The sequence below is a fragment of the Provencibacterium massiliense genome, from assembly GCF_900169495.1.
In the GTDB taxonomy this organism is placed as follows: domain Bacteria; phylum Bacillota; class Clostridia; order Oscillospirales; family Ruminococcaceae; genus Harryflintia; species Harryflintia acetispora.
In genome coordinates, this window is sequence record NZ_FWCH01000012.1 from 1455663 (window position 1) to 1472280 (window position 16618).

Sequence of the window (16618 nt, forward strand, 5' to 3'; positions counted from 1 at the left end):
AAAGAAACCGCACGACAAGCGTAAAACGGCTTGTCATGCGGTTTCTTGGTCCGAGTGGCGGGACTTGAACCCACGGCCTCTACCACCCCAAGGTAGCGCGCTACCAATCTGCGCCACACCCGGAAAACAGCTTTTATATTATAGCATGCTCTTTTTGAGAAATCAAGTGCTGTATTCCGGAATTCCACTACAAAATCCAGCGATCGCGAAGATTATTTTAAAAAACGCTTGCTTTTATAAAAAATATCTGATAAAATACGAATGTTGACATGGAAAAGGATTTTAAGGAGGTGCAGACATATGGCAAAATGCGATATCTGCCAAAAGGGTGTCACTTTCGGTATTAAGGTTTCTCACTCCCACAAGCGTTCCAACCGCGCATGGAAGCCCAACGTAAAACGCGTTAAGGCGATTGTCGACGGTACTCCCCGCCGCATCTACGCCTGCACCCGTTGCTTGCGTTCCAATAAGGTGACCCGCGCCGACTAAGAGCGTAGTTGTAATGACCAAAACAAAACCTGTTGCCATCTGGGGCAACAGGTTTTTTGTTTTCTATCGCTTCGCATTACTGTGTCACAATCATGGCCGGATAGCCGTCCTGTCTCAGCTGCTGCATATAGTTCTGCGCGTTTTCCCGGCTTTGAAAAGCGCCCACCTGTACCCGGTAGAGCTTTTCGCTTTCCTTCTGCCCGCCCAGCGCCTCAAGAATTTCCCCAAACGGGAAACATTCTCCCGGGCAGCAGGGCTTGGTGATGGGGTTGATCTCATAGTGCCCAACGATATGCTCCCGGTCCGCCGGAACCTCCATGCCATAAAGCCGCTTGATCTCGGTGCGGATATACCGGATCAGCCCGACGCTCGCCTCTTGCTGCGCCGCCGTCAGCTTCCCGCGTCCGTCTTTCCAGTACCCCTCGTGCTCGATTGAGATGGTATAATAATTCGCGTTGGTCTTGCGCTCGCGGACCGTTTCCAGGGTGCTCTTGCCAAAGTAACGCTTATCGTTTGCCGCCATGCTGGTGCCATTGCACCATGCCGCCTGATCCAGGGGCACCAGCTGTGCAATCCGGCCGTCCTTGCCCACCACAAAGTGGGATGAGGTCTGGGAGGCCGGGTTACAGAGCCACCTGATCGTCCCGTCATAGGTCCCCTCCGCGATGTGACAGACGATCATGTCCGGCTTCCAGCCGTTCCGGGAAAAGCAGTTGGGGGAAGCTTTCTGCTCAATCTTCATTTTCCCTTCTCCCCCCGTTCCTTGAGCTGTTCAAGCAGAGCCGTAATGAACCCCGGCCAGGGCATGCCCAGCTTGGCCGAGTTTTCGATGATCGACAGCCCCTCCCGGCCGAGATAAAAGCAGATGATGGCGGTGCGTATATAAGGGTTATCAAAGCTCAGCGCCCGGTCCATCACCACCCCAAAGGCCACGAAGAGCAGCACCAGCACCTTGTTGATTCCGCCCCAGAGCATGACCTGGCTGTCAACATTTCTGACCTTGACGGCACAGAGCAGCCCGAGCAGGACGTCCAGTCCCATCGCCCAGAGCAGCGCGATCATCATGAAATCCCATCCCCCCAAAATTCCCACCAGGAAGGTCCCCACAGCGGCCACCGCCGCGGAAACCTCGGCGCCTTTGGCGCCATAATTCCAAAACAGATTCCCCATCGGTACCTTCATCACCCCAACGCTCCAGTGTCAGGGAGCTTCCTCACCTGCTCGCGCAGAGATGCGGGAACCTGTTCGACCGTTTTTCTCCCCTTGCGGATTAGCTGTACATATCTGTTAACCGTCTCGTTCACCTTCCTGTTCCAATCACTCATACAATTTGCATCATGAGAACTATAATAATTCGTTTTTACGATTCATCTTGCACTGAGACCGGGCGCGAGGGCCCCTTCGCTCCCGGGTCCCATCTATATCAAAAGCCCGTCAGAGGCGGACTTTCTGTCCCGACCGCGCCGTCTTCCCTTGCGCTCCATCCGATCCCCCAATGCCGCCGCCAAAGCAATCAGCCAAACTCCAGGCAACAGGATCACCATCATCGCCACCATATAAGCACCCCCATTAGTATCGTTTGAGTAACTTAAGAAACAAAAAACAATGCCTTCACAAAACAAAAAGAAGGAGTGGGTGTCTGATTTTACCTCAAACTGCAAATTTCATTGTAAAATAGAGGTTGTCCACATTTCCACTTGTTTTCTTGTTTCGTTTTCGTAACTTTATTGTACAACGATTCATTGCTAATGTCAATACGAAAACGCAACTTCATTGCCAAATCCAAAGTTTTTGTTGCATTATCGTTACTTGCATGGTATGATAAGGGCAAGGCAGGTGAAAGCAATGGAGCTACAGGACCTCATTCGGACCAGGCGTACCCAGCTGGGAAAGACCCTGGAGGAGATCGGCAAGGCGGTCGGTGTCAGTAAGGCGACGGTGCAGCGGTGGGAGAGCGGCGAAATTAAAAATTTGCGCCGCGACCGAATCGCGCGCCTGGCGGCCGCTTTGGAGGTGACGTCTGAAAGCATCGTGATGGACCAACCCACCGAAAGCGTTTCGCACACCGGGATCAAGATTCCGGTCCTCGGCTATGTGCGGGCGGGCATCCCGATCGAGGCGGTCCAGGAAATTTTGGACTATGAAGAAATCACCCCCGAGATGGCCGCACAGGGCGAACACTTCGCGCTGCAGGTCACGGGCAACAGCATGGAGCCCCGGTTCCAGGAAGGGGATGTGGTCATCGTGCGCCGACAGCCGGATGTGGATGATGGAAACATAGCGGTGGTGCTGGTCGACGGCAACGACGCGACCGTCAAAACGGTGAGGAAGCACAAAAACGGCATCTCCCTCGTAGCGATGAACCCCTCCTACACCCCAATGTTTTTCACCAACGACGAGATACTCGAGCTGCCTGTCAGCATCATCGGCAAGGTGGTCGAGCTGCGCGGCAAGTTTTAATGTCCCTGCCGCCTTCTAAATATAAAACCTTGGAAACAAAGCCGCCAATGCACTGGTGGCTTTGTTTTTTCATATAATGGTACGGCTGGGGCATACCGGTCCCGTGTGGGGGAAGCGGGACGGGTATTATCCCGCGCAAAGGAATGAAAGTGGGTGCAAAGACGGGATTGCGTGCACAAATTCCTGCGACTTTCATAAAATAATACTAGGCAAGAACTATTACTGATATTAGGAGGATTAAGTATGGCAGAATCCAAGGCTTACGCCAACACCGCTTCCGGGCACAATACTTTCAAAGAAGCCGTGTGCATAGATGCCGGCAGGATTTACGACAGCTGCAGCGATAAAGACTGTCTGGAAGACCTTCAGGTCGTCTTTGCGCCCGATGCGCAGTTCGTGATCGACGCCGCCACCAGTGCCAAGGTGAAATCGGTCGAAGTACTTACTGTATGTCTGGATGTGGAGCCCGTCCCGTTCAACAAGGGCTTCTACAGCGTAGACATGACGTTTTATTTCAAGGTGGACTTAAAAGTCAGTACACCCAATACATGTGACCCCATCACGGTCTGCGGCGTTTCCCAGTTCCAGAAGAAGGTCATTCTCTACGGCAGCGAGGGGAATGTCAAAATCTTCACCTCCCGCAACTGCTGCGAGCATCCCTTCCAGCATACCACCAACATGCCCAAAGCCAGTGTGCAGATCGCCGATCCGATTGCGCTGGATGTCCAGCTTATCGAATGTCCGCCCAAGTGCGAGTGCCCCTGCTTCCCGCCCGAGGTGCTGAGCTACATCGGCTGTGACTGCTGCGCGCCGACCTACAACAAGATCGTCCTGATCACCATCGGGCTGTTCACCATCGTGCAGATCGAGCGCGATGTGCAGATGATGATCCCGGCCTACGACTTCTGCGTGCCGGAGAAGGAATGCACGCCTGGCGGCGGCGCAGAGAATCCCTGCGACCTCTTCCGCCGGATCAAATTCCCGACCAACGAGTTCTTCCCCCCCAATCTTGCCGATCTGAGCGAGGATGAAAACTGCTAGTGCCCTCGCCGACGAACCCGATGGACGGAAAGTAAGTTGCATGCAAAAAAGGAAGCAGCAGGGAAGATTCCCGCTGCTTCCTTTTTCCTTTTCGTAACGGCCCGCAAAAGTAAAACGCCGCGGCAGGGAGCGCGCCCGCCTCTTTATCAAGGCGTCCCCCTGCCGCGGCTATCCTGTTTATTTTTACGTCCTTTCTTTTATGCGGGTGCCCTTCTAAAGCGCGCGCCGGCATGGCGGCGGGCTATTCGCGGGCAGAGGCGGCCACCTGCCGCCCAGCCGTACCGGTCGGGGTCCCTACATCCCTATCATATGGCCGCGGCCGGTTATCGGTACCCCACCCCCGGAGCCGAGCGGGGGCATGTCCACCCCCGCCCATGGTGCATGGATGAGAAAGGTTTCTCTCCTGCGCCGGGATTTTCCCGGATCGGTGAGAAAAAATTTTTATAGCATCGCCGCGGACCCCCAAAATCAACCCGGATTATTGCCCCGCCAGGCGTACCAGCCACTCCCAGATCAACAGCAGAAGCGGCATGGTCGCCACGCTCATCAAAGTGGAGAGCACGATCAGGCGTACGGCGTAGATGCTGTCCCCGCCGTAGAGCTCCCCCATGAACGAGGCCGCCACCGCCGTCGGCGCGCAGGCGGCGATCACGATGGTGGTCTTGATCAGGTACCCGTCCGGTACGAAGCGGGAAAGGTCCAGCGCCGCCAGGAGCAGCATGAGCACCAGCGGCAGCGCCACCAGGCGCAGCAGTGCTAGGACGATCCCGCGCATCGAGCAGAAGACCTGGCGAAGATCCGCCTGGGAGATGAAGATCCCCACCAGCAGCATCGAGAGCACGGTGTTGAGCCCCCGGAAGCCCTGCGCCACCGTCAGCAGCACTTCGGGCAGCTCGATATGTAAGAAGTAGAGCGCCCCGCCGATCGCCACGCTGACGGTCGCCGGGTTGACCAGGCACTGCCGCAGGGAGCTCTTACAACCCGGCTCCCCGGGCAGCCCCCGGCGGGCGCTGTCCGCGATCATCATCAGCCTCCCGTAGCTGTAGAGGCAGAGATTGAAAGCCACTAAATAGGCGGTCAGAAAGAAGACCCCGTCCTCGCCCAGCACCGCCTGCACCATCGGGATGCCGATATAGCTGGAGTTGGACATCACCAGCGCGAAGCGCTCCACCCCAATATTCTGGTTCCCGCTGCGCTCCCGGATCAGGAGGCGTGCCAGGAGGATAAAGATCAGGTGCGTCCCCGCCGCCAGCAGCAGCGCCGTCAGCAGCGCGCCCGCCTCGGCCGCGTCATATTCCCGCTGCATGGCGCTGATGATCACCCCGGGAGTGACGGCGTAGAGCAGGATGTTGGACAGGCTGACCGTGCACAGCGGGTCCAGTTTTCTCCCCCGCACCAGCAGATAGCCGATCAGCGCGATCAGGACCATGACGGCGACCTGCTGCAGGATGATGAGCGCGTTTTGCACCGAAGCTCCCCCTAAAACAACATTTTTCTTATTGTACTCCCGCGCCCCCGCTTTGGCAACCGTTTTGGTTAAATTTTTGTCAGTTTATAGATTGAAATCCGCCCCCATCTATTGTATAATAACTCATGTACGCAAAAACCGCGCCCCAACATGCGGTTTTAAGGATATTAAGGAAAAGGAGATCGAGCCATGGATATTGCATACGCACTATCAGTCATCTTCACAGGGATCAGCATCGTGTTCCTGGTGCTGATCGCGCTCATCCTGGTCATGGTCGCCATGGGCAAGGTCCTCGGCGGCACCGGCAAGAAAAAGGATGACGCCCCCTCGGCGCCCGTCAAGAACGCGCCTGCAGCCCCGGCTCCCAAGGCAGCGCCGCCGCAGATGGCGGTCCAGTCCGGCACCCCGGAGGAGGTCGTTTCGGTCATTTCGGCCGCCATCGCCGCCTTTACCGGTGGCAAGGGCAGGATCACCTCGATCCGCCGCGCGAAAAAAGAAGCCCCCCGTGGGCGCAGCGCATGGTCCATGGCGGGTCTGCGTGAAAACACCCAGCCGTTCTAAGGCCGGACAACGACAAAGAAAGGAACGAATCGGATGTTAGATATGTTCTTAGGGACGATCAAGGATATCGCGCTGAACTCCGGCTTTGCGAACATCACGGGCGGACAGGCCCTGATGCTCATCGTGGCCTGTGTCCTGCTCTACCTTGCCATCGTCAAGAAATTCGAGCCCCTTCTCCTGCTGCCGATCGCCTTCGGCATGCTGCTGGCCAATATCCCGGTGGCCGGTCTCTCCGCCCACAACGAGGGCAGCCTGATCTACTATATCTATCAGGGCGTCAAGATGGGAATCTATCCGCCGCTGATCTTCCTCGGAATCGGCACCATGACCGACTTCGGGCCGCTGATCGCCAACCCCAAGAGCTTTATCCTGGGCGCGGCGGCGCAGCTAGGTATTTTCTTAACCTTCTTCATGGCCCTGGCCTCCGGCCAGTTCACCCCGCAGGAGGCGGGTTCGATCGGCATTATCGGCGGCGCGGACGGCCCGACCGCCATCTTTACCACCAGCAAGCTGGCCCCCCACCTGCTCGGGCCCATCGCGGTGGCGGCCTATTCCTACATGGCGCTGGTCCCGGTCATCCAGCCCCCCATCATGAAGCTGCTCACCACCAAGAAGGAGCGCTCGATCGTGATGGAGCAGCTGCGCCCGGTCACCCAGCGTGAGAAGATCATCTTCCCGATCCTGGTGACCATCGTCGTTTCCTTCATCGTCCCGGATGCCACCGCCCTGGTCGGTATGCTGATGCTCGGCAACCTCATGAAGGAGTCCGGCGTCGTGGACCGCCTGGTCAAGACCGCCGGCAATGAGATGATGAACATCATCACCATCCTGCTCGGCATCTCGGTGGGCGCCACCACCACGGCCGAGACCTTCCTGACCCTGCAGACCCTGCTGATCGTCGTGCTGGGCGTCATCGCCTTCGGCTTCGGCACCGCGGGCGGCGTTATCTTCGGCAAGATCATGTGCTGGGCCACCAAGGGCAAGCTCAACCCCCTCATCGGTTCCGCCGGCGTCTCCGCCGTCCCGATGGCGGCGCGCGTCTCCCAGAAGGTCGGCCAGCAGGAGAACCCCTCGAACTTCCTGCTCATGCACGCCATGGGCCCGAACGTGGCCGGCGTTATCGGCTCGGCCGTCGCGGCGGGCGTGCTGATCAACATCCTCGGCTAATTCCAAACGAACGATCAAATCCGAAAACCCGCGCTCATAGCGCGGGTTTTCTTGACCCATGAAAAGGAGGGCTTTCCTTGTTCGGACAAAACCGCCCACAGCCGCCCATCTGGCGGATTCTCGTCTATATCGCGGTCACCATCGCCCTGCTCGTGGGGCTCGGATGGTTCAACACCCATATCCTCGGGGATCACACCGTCTATCCCGACGGGGCCGCCCCCCTCTCCAGCGTCTCATCCGAGGCTTCCACCGCCGGCTGATCAGCCGCAAAGCCGGGGGATTATAAGAAAGCAGGGGTACTTTAAAGTGCCCCTGCTTTCTTCTCTATTTGAATCCGCCGGTAAACCGTCAGGCGAAGCGCGCCCGCAGCCGCCGGATGGGATGGAAATTCCTTTTCTTCGGCGTCTGCCCGTCCTTGCCGCAGAACAGCAGGTAGAAGGTCGGGATCAGGATCAGCGTCAGGAAGGTCGAGCTGATCAGCCCGCCGATCACCACCACGCCCAGGGACTGCATGGTTTCGGTTCCGGTCCCGATCCCCATCGCCAGCGGGATCAGGGAGAGCACGGTGGTCAGGGTGGTCATCATGATCGGCCGCAAACGGGTCCGGCCCGCCTGGCAGAGCGCATCGTAGGCCGAGAGCCCCTGCTCCCGGCGCAGGGTGTTGGTGTAGTCGATCAATACGATGGCGTTGTTGACCACCGTACCGGCCAGCTGCACGAAGCCGATCAGCGAAGCCATGTTGATGCTGCTCCCCGCGATCAGCAGCGCCGCGAAGGCGCCGATGGCGCAGAACGGGACCGAGATCAGGACCACCAGGGAGAAACGGATGGAGTTAAACTGAATGGCCATGACCATGAACACCAGGAAGATGGCCGAGGCGATCGCGGTATAGATCGCGGAGAACTCCTCGTTCATCGAGCGCATGTCTCCGCCCATCGACAGGCTTACCCCTTCGGGCAGGGAGAGCTTCATCGCCTGCGCCGACACCTCGGACGAGGTCTTGGCAGCGCTGTCGCTCCTGGTCTGGCCGCTGACCTCGACGAGGTATTTCCCATCGAGCTTTTGCAGCGACTGGGGCGCGTTCGAGTACTCGATCGACGCCACGTCCATCAGCGGGATATAGCTGCCGCTGCCGGTTTTGAGCATAACCCCTTCCAGGTCGGACACGTCCTCATAGGTCCCCTCGGGATAGACCACCCGGACGCTGTATTCCTCACCGTCCTGGGTGATGGTGGTGGCGGTCGTGCCCGAAATCATGTTCGAGACGGTGGACATAATCTGCGAGGGGGTGAGCCCCAGCGAGCGGGAGGTCAGGGAATCCACCACGATCTCGGCCTGGGGGTTGCCGTCCGAGAGGGAGGTCGAGGTCGAGACGATCCCCTCGTGGGTCTTCATCATCGCCGCCACCTGCGAGGCGGCCTCCTCCAGCTGGGTGAGGTCCTTGCCGGTGAGCTGCACCGTCACCTCGGCGTTGCCGCCGATGGACATGCCGCTTTGGGCCGAGACGCTCACCTTGCAGTCGGTCATGTCCGCGGTCTGCTCGCGCAGCAGGTCGACCATCTCGCCGGTCTCCATCGAGCGGTCGTCCTTGAGGTAGACCGAAATCGAGCTCGAGCCCGAGCCGGAGCGCACCGAATATTCGTCGATGTCCGGCTGCTCCTCCAAAATGGCCTCGATCCCCGCCAGGATTTCGGAAACCTTTTCGGTCTTGAGGGCGGGCTTGGTTTCGACCGAAATCTGGATCGAGCCCTGGTCCATCATGGGCATGAGCTCGGTGTCGATGTGGGTGACCATCGCACCCGAGACCACCAGCAGGGAGACCGCCACCAGGATGACCAGTGCCTTGAGGTTCAAAAGCCTTGCGATCAGCCTGCCGTAGGCGTTCTCGATCCTCTCCATGACCCGGGTAATCCTCCCCTTGTGCTCACGGGGCTTAAGGCGGCAGAAGAGCAGCGGGATCAGGGTCAGCGCCGAGATCAGCGAGGCGGTCAGGGCGAAGATGATGGTGTAGCCCATGTGCTTAAACATCTGTCCCGCCATGCCCTCCATCATCGAGATGGGCAGGAAGACCACGACGGTGGTAATGGTCGAGGCAACCACCGAGGAGGCCACGAGCCTGGTCCCTTCCAGCGCGGCCTCGGTAAAGTCTCGCTCCACGTCCCCGCGCCGAAAGCAGCTCTCGAGCACCACGATCGAGTTGTCAACCATCATGCCGATCCCGATCACCAGACCACCCATTGACAGGGTATTGAGGGTGAGCCCGCAATAGGACATGATAATCAATGTGGTCAAGAGGGAGAATGGCATGGAGGTTCCCACAATCAGCGACGCCTTGATGTCCCCGAAGAAGACCAGCAGCACCGCCATGGTGATGATAACTCCCAGCACCAGGGTGCTGGCCACGCTCATCAGCGATTCGCGGATGGTTTCGCCGCTGTCGTTCATCACATTGATCGGCTTATCGGGGTTTGCGGCGTTGAGGGAAGCGATCACATCCTGCACCTTGGAGGAGATGGTGACCGCGCTCGCGCTCTGGTTCTTGTCGATCGAGATCATCACGTTTTCCCGACCGCGCGCGCGGCTGATGGAGGAATTTTCATCCTCGGCCATCTGGATGTCCGCCACATCCTGCAGGTAGATGATGTCCCCCGACTGCAGCGTGATCGGCACCTCGGCGAGGCTTTCATAGGTATCGAAGTGCTCGCCGCCCTTGAGGGTGATGTCCTGGTCCCCGCGTCCGATGGTGCCCGCGGGGGTGGAGAAGTCGGCGCTGGCGATCGCGCTGGAAACGTCGCTCATGGTCAGGTTATACTGGCCCAGCTTTTCCTCGTCGAGCTGGATGCGGATATACTGGCGCTTGCCGCCCATCACCTCGACCGAGGCGACGCCCGATACTGCCTCGAGCTCGGGCTGGACCTCGTTTTCGGCGTAGTAGAGCACCGAGTCGGAATTTTCGCTCGCGTCGAGGTAGAGGCTCATGACCGAGGACTGGTTCATCGACATCTCCATGATCGAGGGCTCCACGTCATCCGGGAGCTGCCGTTCGAGCTGGTTCAATTTATCCTGTAAATCGGTCTTGACCTCCTCGGTGTCGGTGCCATACTCGAATTCGAGGGCGACCATCGCGTTCCCTTCGCTGGAGGTAGAGGTCATCGACTTGAGGCCGTCCAGCGAGCCGACCGCGTCCTCGATCACGCTGGTGACCAGCTCCTCCACGTCCTCGGGTCCCGCGTTGGAATAGGAAGCCCGGACCATCAGCATGGGCATTTCCATCTGGGGCGTCTGCTCCATCTCCATGCCGAAGATGGAGGACACGCCGTAGATGACCAGCGCCAGGATGCACACAAAGATGGCGACCGGGCGCCTCAGTGCAAGTTTGGTCAGGTTCATTCCTCTGTCTCTCCCCCATCTGTATCATTTTGGGGGGCTGATTCATCAGGTTCTTTTGCCGCCTGCGGGCCCTGCGGCTGCGCCGCCTCATCGGAGCCAGCCTCTTCCCCGGAGGGGCTGCTCTCGCCGACCACGCTGACCGCCGCCCCATCGCTGAGGTCGGGATGCCAGGTGGTCACCAGCTGATCGCCTTCGTCCAGCCCCTCGGTGATTTCGATCTCCTCCCGGTTCGAGATCCCCGTCCCCACCGCCGTCTTGACGGCGGCGCCATCCCGCACGACGTAGACATATCCCTGCCCGTCCTCATAGCTGATGGCGCTCACCGGGATAACGATCGCATTTTCCGCTTTGGAGGTCGCGGCTGACACCTTGACGGTCATGCCGTTGACCAAAGAGACCTCGCCCGCCTGCACCTCGGCCTTGACGGTGAGCAGGCCGCTGCTTTCGATCTTCTGCCCGATCTCGACGATCGACCCCGGGAAGGAGGCCGAACCCCGCTCCACCGTCACCGGGTCGCCGATGGACATCGAGTCGATCGAGTCGGCCGAAACGCTGAAGGAGACGAGCATGCTGTCCTTGTTCGAGATGGTATAGGCCGCGTTTTGGGTGGTGGCGTTTTCAAATTCATCGAGGTTCTTGCTCTCGATGATCCCGTCGATCGGCGCGTAGACCTTGGTCTTATCCAGCTTCTTCATGGTGGTCTCATAGGAAATCTTGGCCTGGCGAAGCTGCACGTCCGCCTTTTCCTCATCCTCCTTGCGCTGCTTCTCGGTCAGCAGGTTCAGGGAATCCTCGGCCGAGGAGAGGGAGAGGCTGGCGGAGCGCACCGAGCGCAGGAACTGGTCGACCTCGTCGTCATAGCCGTCATAGGCCTTCTTGGCCGCTTCGTAAGCCGAGTCGGCCGCGTTGTAGGCCTGCTCCTTAATTTGCAATTCATCCTTGAGGTAATCCAGGTCGTCCTCCAGGTCCTCGAGCTGGGAGGAGCCGATGGTCGCGTTCTTGATCTGCTCCTCGAGCTCGGCGACCTGCCGCTTGACGGCGTTGTATTCGCTCAGGGCGTCGCTGCGCGCGCTCTTGGCTTCATCCTTGGCATCCTCAAGGTCGTCCTCATTGCCCTCGTCCTTGTAGTTCTCCAAATCCTCCACCGCATTCTTGTAGCTGTTTTTCGCGTTTTCATAGCTGGAGGTCTTCTGCTGCAAGGAGCTTTCATAGGTGCTGCCCAGGCTGCTTTCGATGTTGAGACGGCTCAGCTCATAACTCGCCTCGGCCGCCTGCGCCTCGAGCTCAAGATCGGAGGAATCGATCTCGAAGAGCAAGTCGCCCTTCTGGACCGCGTCGCCCACATTAAAATATGTAGTCTTCACCTTGCCCGAAGTCTCGGGAAAGACCTCCAGCGAACGGCCGGGCTCGATCTTTCCGACGTATTTGGTGCTCAGCTCCAGGCTACCGGTACCCACTGGCTCGGCTTCCACCAGGATATCCTCCTTCTGGGCCTGCTGCCCCTCGGCTTCGCCGCCTTTTCCTCCCTGGCGGCCACCGCCGCCCATACCGCCGCCTCCCATGCCTGCGCCCATGCCGCCCATCGCACCGGTGGCCGTGACGATTCCCGCAATAACTATGGTGACCGTGCAGCAAAGCGCCACGATCAGCTTCATCCGTTGTTTCACCAAACATTCATTCCTTTCGCTGCGCCACTCGGCACATTCGTAATCGTTGCTCAGATATTTGCCGGGTCCTCTTTTTCTTCCTGCTGCCATTCGAACAGATACCCTGCCTTGCGGATGGTCACGATCCGTCCGGCGTACTCGCCCAGCTTGGCCCGCAGGCACTTGATGTGGGTGTCCACCGTGCGTTCATCCCCGTGGTAATCGGAATGCCATACCACCCGGATGATCTGCTCGCGCGAGAACACCTCGTTGGGGTGGGCGGCGAGGTGGTAGAGCAGTTCAAATTCCTGCGGGGTGGTGCCGACCCGCTTCCCCTTAAGGAAGACCGAGCGCCCGGCCGCGCAGATGTATAAGCCGCCCAGGCGGACGTCCTCCCGCTGATCGCCGTTTACAGGCCCCATGCGGATGGAAAACAGCCGCGCGCCGCCGCCCGAAGCCAGCGTCGGAGACAGAATATCCAGCGCCACGACCAGGCTCCCCCGCTCCTCCTGCGAGACCAGCCGCCGCGCTTCGGCGGCGTCCAGCGCCTGGAAGCCTCCGCTTTCCAGGCGGCGGGTCAGAAACTGGTAGGGGTCCGGCCGCTGCGGGACGGCCGTTTTTTCGTTCATGGCCTTTCCTCCCTTTCTTTGATAATCCGTTCCCTATTATATCGGCCGATTGTGTTTGTTCGGTGAAAACTGTCTGACGGCTGATTGATATTTGTGTTGGAAGTTTGAAGCCTGTCGAAAAGTTTTTGGGCCTACCCTGATTGGGAGCTCTTGACAACCCGCACGGTTTTTAATATAATAATAGTCACCGGCACAAATAACCGGTTGAAAAAAGAACATGCGGGTATAGTTTAGTGGCAAAACATCAGCTTCCCAAGCTGAGGTTGCGGGTTCGATTCCCGCTACCCGCTCCAGTAAAACCACCCTTTGGGTGGTTTTTTAATTTGCTCGGCTGAAAATACACGCCCTCCCGGGCGCATCTCAGGCAGCAAGCGAGTCTGAGCCGCAGACGAAGGATAAATTCCCGCTGCCTACTTCCAGTGGCGGGCCGTCTTGTGCACACATATAAGCCCTATCTTTCGCTGATCCGTTGCTATTTTTATCGCCTTCTGCTATACTTTATGGTAAAGTTCTACAAAAACCAATAATATGGAAAGCGTAGCAGATAGAAATGAAGAAGTGGTTGAAACGTCTGTCGCCAATTTTTTTGGCGGTCTTATTCTGCCTGATCAGCACCGTTGCCCTGATGGCCATGCTCCATATGCAGGGAAACGCCCGGGTCGTCAACTATACGGGGATTGTCCGGGGGGCGACGCAGCGGCTGGTGAAGCAGGAAATAAACGGAATTTCTAATGATGCGCTGATACGCCGCCTGGACGGCATCGTCTCCGAGCTTTCCACCGGCGAGGGAGAAAACAATTTGATTGCGCTTCCGGACGAGGCGTATCAGACTCTGGTGGGGCAGATGCAGATGGCCTGGGGGGAGATCAAGGACGAGATTGGGCTGGTGCGGCATGGCCGGCCCTCCCGGCGGCTGTATGAATTGAGCGAGTCCCATTTTGAATTGGCGGACCGGGCCGTGTCGGCGGCGGAGCGGTATTCGGAGATGCGCGTCACCAATTCCATCGGCATCCTGCTTTGCCTCAACGGCGGGTTCGTTATCCTGTTTATCCTGCTTTGGGTGAGCGAGGCGCGGCAGAAGAAGGCGCAAATGGCCCTGGACCTGGCCGAGAGCGCAAACCGGGCCAAGAGCGAGTTCCTTTCCCGGATTTCCCATGAAATCCGCACGCCCATGAACGGCATCACCGGCATGTCGGCCATCGCCCGGCGGTATGTAAACGACCCGGAAAGGATGACGGATTGCCTGAACAAAATTGACCTTTCCGCAAGCTATCTGCTGTCGCTGCTCAACGATGTATTGGATATGTCCCGGATCGAAAGCGGGAAGATCCAGCTGGACGAGCAGCCTTTCGATTTGACAAAAATGCTGGAGCGCGTTCAGGAAATGTTCCGGCGCAAGGCGGAGGACGGCGGCGTTGTGCTGAACGTCTGCACAGACGGGCTGTCCGTTGCCCAGGTGATCGGGGACAACCTGCGTATCAGCCAGGTGCTGGTAAACCTGGTGTCCAACGCCCTGAAATTTACGCCTGCGGGAGGCAGCGTAACGCTCCGGGCGCGGCAGACGGCGGTAAATGACGAGACGGTCTGCCTGGAATTCGTGGTTGCCGACACCGGGATCGGCATCAGCGACACGTTCCAGCAGCGCATCTTCGAGCCCTTCGAGCAGGCGCAGCCCGCCACGGCCCGCCAATATGGCGGAACGGGCCTGGGCCTTGCAATTTGCAGCAGCTTTATCAAGCTCATGGGCGGTACCATCAGCGTTCACAGCAAGCTGGGCGAGGGTACGCAGTTTACCGTTTGCCTGACGTTGCGGCGGGACGCGTCCGCCGGGACCGGCGGACCGCAAGAAAGTGGAAAAAAAGTCGCCTGCAGCCTTACGGGCATGCACATCCTCCTGGCGGAGGACAATGAAATCAACGCGGAGATCACCACCCTGCTCCTGGAAGATTTGGGCGCTGAGGTGGAGCGCGTAGAGAACGGCAAGGCCGCCGTCGAGCTGCTGTCGTCGTCGCCGGCGGGAACCTTTTCGCTGATCTTCATGGACGTGCAGATGCCGGTAATGGACGGGCTGACGGCCAGCCGTACCATCCGCGCCCTCGACCATCCGGATGCCGGGCGCATCCCCATTATCGGCCTGTCCGCCAATGCGTTTCAGGAGGACAGGGAGAAATCCAGGGAGTACGGAATGACCGCCTATCTCGCAAAGCCCCTGGATTTGGACCGGTTATACCAGACGCTGGACCAGGTCATCGCCAAAGAGAAGGTGTGAAAATCGGCAGGGCTTCGTTTCATTCCACGCGGTGAGACAGCCCCTTCCCTTGGCCCGGCCGCCGGCGTCCCCTCCAAACGGCGCCTGGTTTGAGCGCAGTCCCCCTCCTGCCGTCCATGTGGCGCGCGGGGACGTTCGCAGCTTCCAGCAAGCCCCAGATCCAGTTCTGAAATGTCGCCGTCCAAGGAGGAGGGAGCCCGGTATGAAAAACATCTCCCATATCGAGTTTTACACCGAGACCAAGGAAGAACGGCTGCCCGGTTTTGCTCCCGACTTCCCATATATTGCGTCCTGTGCGCAGCTGGACAAATACAGGGACGGGTTCGTCCCGTGGCACTGGCACAAGCCCGTCGAACTCTTTTACATGGAAAGCGGCGCGGTGGAATACTGCACGCCCCAGGGGAGTACGATCTTTCGCGCCGGAGCCGGCGGGATGGTGAACTCGAACATCCTGCACATGACCCGCCCGCGGGGCAAGGATGAGGAGAACATCCAACTCAACCACATCTTCGACCCCTCCTTCATCGCCGGGGAGGCGGGCAGCCGGATCGAGAAAAAATACGTCGTGCCGATCACCGCGGCTTCACAGCTCGAAATCATCGCGCTGTATCCCGACGACCCCCAGCAGGCGCAGGTGCTCGGCCTTATTCGGGAATCCTTTCGCCTTCGGGAGCAGGACGACGGCTACGAGCTCCAGCTGCGGGCGGCCCTCTCCGAGATCTGGCTGGCCCTTCTCGCCCTGTCTCGCCCCCTCTTGAAAGAAAAGCAAAGGTACAGCAAAACGAACGAGCGGATCAAGCCGATGATGATCTATATCCATGAGCACTATGCCGAAAAGATTTCCATCGCCCAGCTTGCCGCCGCGACCTTTTCCAGCGAGCGCGAGTGCTTCCGCCTGTTCCATAACTGCCTGCACATGACGCCGGTGGAGTACATCAAAAGCTACCGCCTGCAAATGGCCTGCCAGATGCTGGCCCGGGGCCGGGAGCCCGTTACCTCGATCGCCCAGGCCTGCGGCCTGGGCAGCAGCAGCTACTTCGGGAAGGTCTTTCGGGAGCAGACCGGCTGTACCCCTTCCGAGTATCGTCAAAAATGGCAGGATCATGATAGCAGAGGGCAGTGTTAAGATATTCTTTATGAAAAAATTGCCGTATAATGATAGCTGTAAACCCGGTGTATTTAGAACGGAGGGCTGTCATGATCACACTGAATATCTTAAACATGAAAAACTTTCTACAGACGGTAAACGAGTGCGACGGATCGGTCGATCTCCTGTTCCCGGACGGGGCAAAAGCGGATATGCGCATCCCCGGAATCCAGGAGGAATTGCTGCAACAGCACCGGGAAAACAAAAACTATCTTCAGCTTTCTTTAAGCGTCACAAATCCCAAGGATTACATGCGCATCGTCTCCTACTACGCCGGAGACTGCTGAAGCCAAATTGCAAGTCTTTCATCATAGCGGGGCCCGGCCGTTCCCGAAGGCCGGGCCCTACCCT

At 58.6% G+C, this 16618-nt stretch carries 17 protein-coding genes and 2 tRNA genes; 10 read left to right on the plus strand and 9 right to left on the minus strand.

Annotated elements, in window-relative coordinates; all coding sequences use genetic code 11:
- Positions 1-46: 46 nt before the first annotated feature.
- Positions 47-123, minus strand: a tRNA-Pro gene (locus tag B5477_RS12025).
- 177 nt (positions 124-300) lie between these two features.
- On the opposite strand from B5477_RS12025, the gene rpmB reads away from it, so the two are divergent.
- Entirely contained in the window at positions 301-489 is a 189-nt protein-coding gene (gene rpmB / locus B5477_RS12030) for a 50S ribosomal protein L28 (RefSeq protein ID WP_079699910.1), read from the plus strand.
- A 76-nt stretch (positions 490-565) separates the two neighbouring features.
- Here the strand turns inward: rpmB and B5477_RS12035 are convergent, their stop codons facing one another.
- From B5477_RS12035 to B5477_RS15095, 4 genes are all read right to left on the minus strand, one after another.
- Positions 566-1231, minus strand: coding sequence for an N-acetylmuramoyl-L-alanine amidase (locus B5477_RS12035; RefSeq protein ID WP_079700482.1), 666 nt, complete (start codon positions 1229-1231; stop codon positions 566-568).
- The gene (locus tag B5477_RS12040) at positions 1228-1671 is read right to left on the minus strand and encodes a phage holin family protein (RefSeq protein ID WP_079699911.1); all 444 of its coding nucleotides are present in this window, start codon (positions 1669-1671) and stop codon (positions 1228-1230) included. Before B5477_RS12040 ends, B5477_RS12035 begins: the two co-directional genes overlap by 4 nt.
- Complete coding sequence (locus tag B5477_RS15480; RefSeq protein WP_286168296.1) at positions 1671-1814, minus strand: CD1375 family protein; 144 nt, start codon at positions 1812-1814, stop codon at positions 1671-1673. The genes B5477_RS12040 and B5477_RS15480 overlap by 1 nt, the downstream gene beginning before the upstream one ends.
- A gap of 93 nt (positions 1815-1907) precedes the next feature.
- Entirely contained in the window at positions 1908-2045 is a 138-nt protein-coding gene (locus B5477_RS15095; RefSeq protein ID WP_159449034.1) for a hypothetical protein, read from the minus strand.
- A gap of 289 nt (positions 2046-2334) precedes the next feature.
- Between B5477_RS15095 and B5477_RS12045 the strand changes: the two genes are divergently transcribed.
- Together B5477_RS12045 and B5477_RS12050 are read left to right on the plus strand one after the other, a co-directional pair.
- Entirely contained in the window at positions 2335-2949 is a 615-nt protein-coding gene (locus B5477_RS12045) for a S24 family peptidase (protein ID WP_079699912.1), read from the plus strand.
- A 243-nt stretch (positions 2950-3192) separates the two neighbouring features.
- Positions 3193-3990 (plus strand): hypothetical protein, encoded by a 798-nt coding sequence (locus tag B5477_RS12050; RefSeq protein WP_181966705.1) that lies wholly within the window; start codon positions 3193-3195, stop codon positions 3988-3990.
- Positions 3991-4468: 478 nt separating this feature from the next.
- Here B5477_RS12050 and B5477_RS12055 read toward each other — a convergent pair whose 3' ends face one another.
- On the minus strand, positions 4469-5458 hold the full coding sequence (locus tag B5477_RS12055; protein WP_079699913.1) for an AEC family transporter: 990 nt from the start codon (positions 5456-5458) through the stop codon (positions 4469-4471).
- A gap of 189 nt (positions 5459-5647) precedes the next feature.
- Here B5477_RS12055 and B5477_RS12060 point away from each other — a divergent pair, with 189 nt between their 5' ends.
- From B5477_RS12060 to B5477_RS12070, 3 genes are all read left to right on the plus strand, one after another.
- Positions 5648-6019 (plus strand): OadG family protein, encoded by a 372-nt coding sequence (locus tag B5477_RS12060; RefSeq protein ID WP_079699914.1) that lies wholly within the window; start codon positions 5648-5650, stop codon positions 6017-6019.
- A 33-nt stretch (positions 6020-6052) separates the two neighbouring features.
- The gene (locus B5477_RS12065; RefSeq protein ID WP_079699915.1) at positions 6053-7186 is read left to right on the plus strand and encodes a sodium ion-translocating decarboxylase subunit beta; all 1134 of its coding nucleotides are present in this window, start codon (positions 6053-6055) and stop codon (positions 7184-7186) included.
- A 77-nt stretch (positions 7187-7263) separates the two neighbouring features.
- Entirely contained in the window at positions 7264-7446 is a 183-nt protein-coding gene (locus tag B5477_RS12070) for a hypothetical protein (RefSeq protein ID WP_079699916.1), read from the plus strand.
- 88 nt (positions 7447-7534) lie between these two features.
- On the opposite strand, the gene B5477_RS12075 is transcribed toward B5477_RS12070, so the two are convergent.
- The 3 genes from B5477_RS12075 to B5477_RS15430 are packed head-to-tail and all read right to left on the minus strand — an operon-like array spanning position 7535 to position 12851.
- Entirely contained in the window at positions 7535-10576 is a 3042-nt protein-coding gene (locus tag B5477_RS12075; RefSeq protein ID WP_079699917.1) for an efflux RND transporter permease subunit, read from the minus strand.
- Positions 10573-12243, minus strand: a complete 1671-nt coding sequence (locus B5477_RS12080; protein WP_159449035.1) for an efflux RND transporter periplasmic adaptor subunit — start codon at positions 12241-12243, stop codon at positions 10573-10575. Before B5477_RS12080 ends, B5477_RS12075 begins: the two co-directional genes overlap by 4 nt.
- A gap of 50 nt (positions 12244-12293) precedes the next feature.
- Complete coding sequence (locus tag B5477_RS15430) at positions 12294-12851, minus strand: winged helix-turn-helix domain-containing protein (RefSeq protein WP_079699919.1); 558 nt, start codon at positions 12849-12851, stop codon at positions 12294-12296.
- A 219-nt stretch (positions 12852-13070) separates the two neighbouring features.
- Between B5477_RS15430 and B5477_RS12090 the strand changes: the two genes are divergently transcribed.
- The 4 genes from B5477_RS12090 (at position 13071) to B5477_RS12105 (ending at position 16554) form a co-directional block, all read left to right on the plus strand.
- Positions 13071-13144, plus strand: a tRNA-Gly gene (locus tag B5477_RS12090).
- A 269-nt stretch (positions 13145-13413) separates the two neighbouring features.
- Positions 13414-15120: an ATP-binding protein gene (locus tag B5477_RS12095; RefSeq protein WP_242942195.1), complete on the plus strand. Its 1707-nt coding sequence runs from the start codon at positions 13414-13416 to the stop codon at positions 15118-15120.
- A gap of 202 nt (positions 15121-15322) precedes the next feature.
- A complete protein-coding gene (locus B5477_RS12100; RefSeq protein ID WP_079699921.1) occupies positions 15323-16246 on the plus strand; it encodes an AraC family transcriptional regulator in 924 nt (307 codons plus the stop codon).
- A 71-nt stretch (positions 16247-16317) separates the two neighbouring features.
- Positions 16318-16554, plus strand: coding sequence for a ribonuclease HII (locus B5477_RS12105; protein WP_079699922.1), 237 nt, complete (start codon positions 16318-16320; stop codon positions 16552-16554).
- Positions 16555-16618 lie beyond the last annotated feature (64 nt).

Excerpts from the sequence above, each read along its gene's own strand:
- B5477_RS12075 (WP_079699917.1), bottom strand. The coding sequence starts at position 10,576 with ATGAACCTGACCAAACTTGCACTGAGGCGCCCGGTCGCCATCTTTGTG.
- B5477_RS12100 (WP_079699921.1), top strand. The coding sequence starts at position 15,323 with ATGAAAAACATCTCCCATATCGAGTTTTACACCGAGACCAAGGAAGAA.
- B5477_RS12105 (WP_079699922.1), top strand. The coding sequence starts at position 16,318 with ATGATCACACTGAATATCTTAAACATGAAAAACTTTCTACAGACGGTA.
- rpmB (WP_079699910.1), top strand. The coding sequence starts at position 301 with ATGGCAAAATGCGATATCTGCCAAAAGGGTGTCACTTTCGGTATTAAG.
- B5477_RS12065 (WP_079699915.1), top strand. The coding sequence starts at position 6,053 with ATGTTAGATATGTTCTTAGGGACGATCAAGGATATCGCGCTGAACTCC.
- B5477_RS15430 (WP_079699919.1), bottom strand. The coding sequence starts at position 12,851 with ATGAACGAAAAAACGGCCGTCCCGCAGCGGCCGGACCCCTACCAGTTT.
- B5477_RS12060 (WP_079699914.1), top strand. The coding sequence starts at position 5,648 with ATGGATATTGCATACGCACTATCAGTCATCTTCACAGGGATCAGCATC.
- B5477_RS12040 (WP_079699911.1), bottom strand. The coding sequence starts at position 1,671 with ATGAAGGTACCGATGGGGAATCTGTTTTGGAATTATGGCGCCAAAGGC.
- B5477_RS15095 (WP_159449034.1), bottom strand. The coding sequence starts at position 2,045 with ATGGTGGCGATGATGGTGATCCTGTTGCCTGGAGTTTGGCTGATTGCT.
- B5477_RS15480 (WP_286168296.1), bottom strand. The coding sequence starts at position 1,814 with ATGAGTGATTGGAACAGGAAGGTGAACGAGACGGTTAACAGATATGTA.
- B5477_RS12035 (WP_079700482.1), bottom strand. The coding sequence starts at position 1,231 with ATGAAGATTGAGCAGAAAGCTTCCCCCAACTGCTTTTCCCGGAACGGC.
- B5477_RS12050 (WP_181966705.1), top strand. The coding sequence starts at position 3,193 with ATGGCAGAATCCAAGGCTTACGCCAACACCGCTTCCGGGCACAATACT.
- B5477_RS12045 (WP_079699912.1), top strand. The coding sequence starts at position 2,335 with ATGGAGCTACAGGACCTCATTCGGACCAGGCGTACCCAGCTGGGAAAG.